The following is a 5,351-nucleotide window of genomic DNA, read 5'->3' as shown; positions in this document are numbered from 1 at the left end:
TGCGTCAACAACCAGCGTACCTATCGTGGCACCAATCAGCGTCATGATAAATGCACGTAGCCAATACTGCGGCTCAAACAATCTTTTTCGGTAATAGGTAAACGCTGCGGTAGACGAAGCAAAGGTCGCTGCAAGTTTGTTGGTGCCCAGCGCAATATGTGGCGGTAATCCCAAAGAGAGCAATGTCGGGACGGTTAACATGCCGCCGCCGCCAGCAACGGCATCGATAAATCCAGCAATAAACGCCACCAGAGCTAACACGACCAACATGGTTGGTTCGACTAATTCCATCAAAAATACGGTCCCAAATTTTCTGTTTTTTTATTCTTTATTTCTCGTTCCCCACGGTCCTCCGTGGGAATGCATACCGAAGCCAAATAAGCTGTATATCTGTCTCTCGGTTAGCTAAATATGCATTCCCACGCAAAGCATGGGAGCGAGATCTCTTAACTGTTCTGTATTGGCTCGCCCCTAATATTCAATGGTTCGCTTGAAAGGTGGCAGCGAATCTAGCAAAGCCTTTCCATATCGTTTCGATACTACTCTGCGATCGAGTATCACGACTCTACCAGAGTCCTGCTCTTTACGCAGCAAACGACCGACAGATTGGATGAGCTTTTTACTTGCTTCAGGTACCGATATTTGCAAAAACGGATTACCACCACGGTGTTCAATGTATTCGGCATGCGCTTGCTCAACTGGTGAGGTTGGGACAGCAAAAGGTATCTTGGTAATAATGAGATTTTCTAATAAATCTCCCGGTAAATCTAAACCTTCGGAAAAACTGCCTGTACCAAATAGCACGCTTGTTTTACCACATTGCACCAGCATTTTATGTTTTTTTAGAATTTCACCACGAGACTTTTCGCCTTGTATTTGCAGTATCCAGCCCATTTTTGACAAGTTTGGTGACAGCTTTTCTGCCACTTCTCTCATTTGCCAGTAGGAAGCAAAAAGAACCAGATTGGCTTTATCTGCGACCAGATACTGCTTCACTTTATCGGCCAGATAGGGGGTGAAATCTTTACTTGGTGGTTCGAGTTTCATCGAAGGCACCAACAGTTCGCCTCGCTCAACATAGTTAAACGGTGAAGCGAGAGAAAGAAACTGCACGCCATCTTCCGCTTTCTCACTGATCCCCGCCTGGCGGCAGAAAAAGCTAAAGGAATTCAGTGCGCGTAACGTGGCAGAGACCAAAATCGCACCAATACAGCGGCTCCAAATTTGTTGGTCGAGCTGCCAGCCTATTTCAAGAGGTGAAACGTGAACGGTAAAATCACCTTCTCGTTCGCTGTGTGTTTGTAGCCAACGGGCTAGTGGCGCGCCTTTTTCACGTTTAGGTTCTGCCATTAAATGCCACACCTGATACAAATTCTCCAGGCGTTGGATGTAAGTACCAAGTTCGGTGAGTGCCGGTTCGGCTAAGCGTGCGGCGAGCTCTCCTTCCTTGACCTTTTCAGCAATTAAATCGGCAATTTTAGACACGCTTTGATTGGCTTTTTGACTTTGTCGTTTGAGCTGTTTTGATTCTTCTTCAAGCCACTGCGGCAGTTCGCCATGTTCAAAGCGATAGATGTTGTCTGCAAAATGAGCCGGATCAAACTGCTGTGGAAGTTTGTTCAGGCTTGGTATCAGCTCTTGGATAGCGGTTTGAGCCTCATCGACAAATCGAGAAGCGCGTTTTGCATCGGCAAGGCTGCTCAGTTTAGTCAAAGAACGGTTAAGTGTTTCCAACCAAGATGCCGCACCTTTTAGGGAAGTTGCGGCTGATGCGTGATCACGGGCAACATGCGGCAAGTGGTGCGCTTCATCAAAAATATAAATGGTATTTTCAGGCTCGGGAAGGATAATGCCGCCACCTAAGTCGGCATCCGCCATCACTAAACTGTGGTTAGCGATAATCACGTCCGCTTTATCGAGTTCAGAACGCGCTTTCTGGAATGGACAATCTCGATGGGCAGGGAAACTGCCATTGCAAGTGTGTTTATCGCTGACAATCGAGTTCCAGATGTCGTCGCTGATGGTCGCTGGCCATGAGTCTCGGTCGCCATCCCACTTATTGGTATTCAAAGCGTGATACATGGCTTCGAGCATTTCGATATCTGCCGCTTTTGGCTTGCTTTCAAACATCGCCAGTTGGGCCCCATCAGCCCCAGAGGCTGACGCGAGCTTTTCTGTGCAGCAATAGCGTTGGCGACCTTTAGCAATAATAAAAGTAAAAGGTTGCTCAGTAATTCTTCTATATAAAGGTAAATCTTTATCAACCAACTGCTCTTGTAACGCCACGGTAGCGGTGGATATCACCACTTTACGGTTATTGGACACCGCGACAGGAATCACGCCCATTAAATAGGCGAGAGACTTGCCAATTCCTGTACCTGCTTCGGCGACCATCATGCGAGTTGACTTGTGATAACTACCACATAATGTTTTTGCAATTTCTGCAACGAGAAAATTTTGTGCCCGACGAGGAACGAAATTATCGAGCTGATTTTGCAGGTTTTGGTAACTGCTGCGGATCGATTGTTGAATTTTTTTTGTAAGCATAGCGAGACCTGCATGACCGGAAACGCATATTAACACAGTTTGCAAATCCTACGTAGCTCACGAATTTGCATCATTTTAAAAAGAATGTAGATCTCCTTCACAAAAAAAAACTGAACCATCAGGGACTTAAAATTAATTCACCAAATAAAAAATATAAAACTTAACAATATTGCTGGTTTGTTTATTTAATCCTGCAGGGCTTTAATTTTAATTACTAATTTAGAATTAAAAACTGTTTTTGTTACTTGTGAAACGTTTACATTTTTATGAATATTTCGGTTGTAACTGGTCGATAAATGTGCATATTTACGATTAAGTTCATGTTTTTATTTATTTTTATTTGTTTTTATGCGAGCAATTTAGAGTATTTGACACGCAGGATATTCTTTTGCAATCTAAACCTCGAAATTTAGTGGCGGTAGGAACTAACCGCAGAGTTAGTCACTATCATCAAAAATAAAGGGAACCGGATAAGGATTTCCCACACTTAAGAAAAGGCAGTGGATTATTATGAAAAAAACTCTATTAGCATTAGCAGTGGCAGCAGTATCTACTTCTGCGCTTGCAGCAGGCAACATTTACGATGACGGTACTACTTCGTTCAACGTGAAAGGTGAAATCGATACTTACTTAAGTACTGCTGAAGTAAAAACAACTGAAGCTGGTGTAGCGACTAAACTCAGTGCTGATCCTGATGTCAACCTATGGGCAAAAATCCAAATCGATGCAACACATAAGCTAAGCGACAGCGTAACTGCATTCGGTTCTTTCGAAATCGAAAACGGTAACGGTTTCGATAGTTGGGCAGGCTTGACTTCTGACTCAAATACTACGAAGACAGATGACCTTTACTTTGGTTTCAACTTTGGTGAAAACTTCGGTATCGCTATGGGTGAAATCGGTGACTTCGGTGATTCACTAGACGCAGTTACAATCGATAACACTAACGAAGGTATTGGTTACATGGATGACTTCGTAAACTCTCTTGAGTCTGCTGGTCATGCAGTTTCAGCGAAGTACACTGTTGGCGGTCTTAAACTGATTGCTGATGCTTACCTTTCTTCTGATGAAAATGAAGATGAAGCATACGGTGTATCCGCTCAGTACGCATTTAACGATATGTTCACTCTAGGTGCGACTTACCAAGATCAAGGTAACCGCGGTTCTGAAATCATGGGTGTAGCAGCGCGTATGAGCGTGGCTGGCTTCGGTGCAGCAGTGAACTACGTATTAGAAGACAAAGTCAATGGTGAAGAGTTGGATGTCATTTCAGCTGCTCTGGATTACCAAATCGAAAAAGTACGTCTTTACACTTCATTTGGCTTCGCTGAAGATGACAACAGCGACAAAGAAATCACTTACTACACTGTAGGTGCAGACTACGCAGTTTCTAGCAACATCGCAGCGTTCCTTGAATACTCTAATGCAGAAACAGAAACAGACAGCAACAACAAAGTTGAAGGTGACGGCGTTGTAGCAGGTTTCTACTACACATTCTAATCACTTGATATCAAGTTGAATATAATTCAAAGGTCGCATTTATGCGGCCTTTTTGATTGTATAGATAAGTGGTAAGTGTTATATCCAAATGAGCTTAAATGGCATAGAGATATCAAGGCTTCGAGGTTATTTGGCTATAAAACTTAATGATGAAAAGGGTTAAATCATGAAACGTACAATTTGGACTTCGATCGTAATGGCACTATCTGCGCTGAGTTTGAGCTCTGCTTATGCGAATGCGCTGACCACAAAACTGGATGCTGCCCAAGGCGTCGAGGTTCTCTTTATTAATAGTCAAGATGCCAAGCAGATGGAGGAACCATTTATGCTTGCGGCGGGGACGAATCAACTTGTATTGCGTATGAATACGATGTTAGGTCGAGGTGAAAAGCGTGCTAACTTCACTTCCGCGCCCTACATTGTTACCTTGGATGTCAATGGTGGCGAATTAGACATTGATGGCCCGCAACTGAATGGTGAACTACAAGCTAAAAAAGTGTTTGAGGAAGATAAGATTGATTGGAATATTAGCCTCAATAACAGCGATATAGACTACCAGCAAGTCAAAATGGTGGGTGAAAAGGGTATGTTCCCTTATGCCAACCTTGACGAGCAGCTTGCGACTTATAACGTAGCCAACGGTATTGCTTTTGCGGGCAATGCCATTGCACCCGTTACCGATACGAGCGTTGTAAACGGTACGCAGCAGGCAACGAATTCTGCTAGTCAAGATAGCCTAGAAATGCAAAGAGCAAAAATGCAGTATCTGAAACTGCCAGCAAACGAGCGTAAAGCCTTCCGTAAGTGGTTGGTTGATCAACAATAAACAGAACAAAACGGTTTTATCGTCACTCCTGTGAAGTCAGGAATACTTCTCGTTCCCACGCTCCTGTGAAGTGACCCCCAATAGTTGGACAACCAATTATTGGGGGTCTTTTATTTATGTCCAAATACAGTCGCGAGTTAAAGTTCAAAGTAGCTAAAAAGTATCTTGATGGCTCCACTCCTCGAGAGCTCGCTGAAAAATATTCTGTCCCAACAAAACATGTTCGTTATTGGGCTCTTGTTTTCACTATGCATGGTTCAAATTCATTTTTAATTGATGGCCATTCTCTTAGTGCGGAAGCTAAGCTGGAAGCGTTGCAATTATTGTGGACAAAGGGCTGGTCTGTCAGACACACTAGCGCGGTGTTAAACCTCTCTTTCCCTACGACGTTAACGAGTTGGCTCCGAAAATATGAAAAGCAAGGCATTATTGGGTTGGAGAAACATAAAAGAGCGATTATTCCAATGAAGAACTCCCC

At 43.6% G+C, this 5,351-nt stretch carries 5 protein-coding genes; 3 read left to right on the top strand and 2 right to left on the bottom strand.

Going from position 1 to position 5,351, the window contains the following annotated elements; translation table 11 throughout:
- Together ACK5MF_RS15575 and dinG are read right to left on the bottom strand one after the other, a co-directional pair.
- Nucleotides 1–291: TSUP family transporter (locus ACK5MF_RS15575; protein WP_416923496.1), on the bottom strand; the 291-nt coding region annotated here is incomplete at its 3' end.
- Nucleotides 292–471: 180 nt separating this feature from the next.
- Nucleotides 472–2,547, bottom strand: coding sequence for an ATP-dependent DNA helicase DinG (gene dinG / locus ACK5MF_RS15570; protein ID WP_416923495.1), 2,076 nt, complete (start codon nucleotides 2,545–2,547; stop codon nucleotides 472–474).
- Between the two features lie 510 nt (nucleotides 2,548–3,057).
- On the opposite strand from dinG, the gene ACK5MF_RS15565 reads away from it, so the two are divergent.
- The 3 genes from ACK5MF_RS15565 to ACK5MF_RS15555 form a co-directional block, all read left to right on the top strand.
- Nucleotides 3,058–4,047 carry a porin gene (locus ACK5MF_RS15565; RefSeq protein ID WP_416923494.1) on the top strand — a complete coding sequence of 330 codons (990 nt, stop codon included), beginning with the start codon at nucleotides 3,058–3,060 and terminating at the stop codon, nucleotides 4,045–4,047.
- A gap of 166 nt (nucleotides 4,048–4,213) precedes the next feature.
- Nucleotides 4,214–4,873, top strand: coding sequence for a DUF2057 family protein (locus ACK5MF_RS15560; protein WP_416923493.1), 660 nt, complete (start codon nucleotides 4,214–4,216; stop codon nucleotides 4,871–4,873).
- 116 nt (nucleotides 4,874–4,989) lie between these two features.
- A partial coding sequence (locus tag ACK5MF_RS15555; RefSeq protein WP_416923492.1) for a helix-turn-helix domain-containing protein occupies nucleotides 4,990–5,351 on the top strand: 362 nt, incomplete at its 3' end.

Origin of the sequence: Vibrio sp. (genome assembly GCF_047973365.1) — a bacterium.
Classification (GTDB): domain Bacteria; phylum Pseudomonadota; class Gammaproteobacteria; order Enterobacterales; family Vibrionaceae; genus Vibrio.
This window is presented reverse-complemented; position numbering and strand designations above follow the sequence as displayed.

Excerpts from the sequence above, each read along its gene's own strand:
- dinG (WP_416923495.1), bottom strand. The coding sequence starts at position 2,547 with ATGCTTACAAAAAAAATTCAACAATCGATCCGCAGCAGTTACCAAAAC.
- ACK5MF_RS15565 (WP_416923494.1), top strand. The coding sequence starts at position 3,058 with ATGAAAAAAACTCTATTAGCATTAGCAGTGGCAGCAGTATCTACTTCT.
- ACK5MF_RS15560 (WP_416923493.1), top strand. The coding sequence starts at position 4,214 with ATGAAACGTACAATTTGGACTTCGATCGTAATGGCACTATCTGCGCTG.